2 tRNA genes and 1 rRNA gene are annotated in these 635 nt (G+C 51.3%); all 3 read left to right on the forward strand.

Features of this window, described 5'->3' with window-relative positions:
- Positions 1-106 (forward strand): 16S ribosomal RNA (locus B5G42_RS17665); the annotation flags it as partial.
- A 167-nt stretch (positions 107-273) separates the two neighbouring features.
- Positions 274-349 (forward strand) — tRNA-Ala (locus B5G42_RS17670).
- A gap of 16 nt (positions 350-365) precedes the next feature.
- Positions 366-442: transfer RNA gene (locus B5G42_RS17675), tRNA-Ile, on the forward strand.
- The last annotated feature ends 193 nt before the right edge of the window (positions 443-635 follow it).

Genomic DNA, 635 nt, shown 5'->3' on the forward strand with positions numbered 1-635 from the left:
CCGTAGCCTAACCGCAAGGGGGGCGCGGCCGAAGGTGGGTTCGATAATTGGGGTGAAGTCGTAACAAGGTAGCCGTATCGGAAGGTGCGGCTGGATCACCTCCTTTCTAAGGAGACTTCGGCGCGAATTATATGCCGAGCGTAGCGAGGCATATAATTCTCAAAGAAGTGGTAACACTTCTTTGAGCCAACGGCGCGCCGTAACGTCCTACGGTCAGCTTTCTGGAGCGAATGAGCTTTCACGTTGTTTAATTTAGAGGGCACACGCGTTGATGGGGGTATAGCTCAGCTGGGAGAGCACCTGCTTTGCAAGCAGGGGGTCATCGGTTCGAGCCCGATTATCTCCACCAAGAAGTGGACCGAGACGGGCCCATAGCTCAGCTGGCTAGAGCGCACGACTGATAATCGTGAGGTCGGTGGTTCGAGTCCACTTGGGCCCACCACTTACTTTTTTGCAAGAAAAAGTAAGCAAAAAGAACTTCCATAGAGATTCGAAGCCGGATCGAAGCACCTGGAGACAGATGTTTCGATCTGACCTTGAAAGAGGTTGGAAGTCAGCACCTTGAAAACTGAACAATGCAGATTGAAAGTATGAAGAGCAAGCAACAGAGGGCAATAACAGCAATGTTGTGGAAC

Origin of the sequence: Flavonifractor sp. An91, assembly GCF_002159225.1 — a bacterium.
Lineage (GTDB): Bacteria > Bacillota > Clostridia > Oscillospirales > Oscillospiraceae > Flavonifractor > Flavonifractor avicola.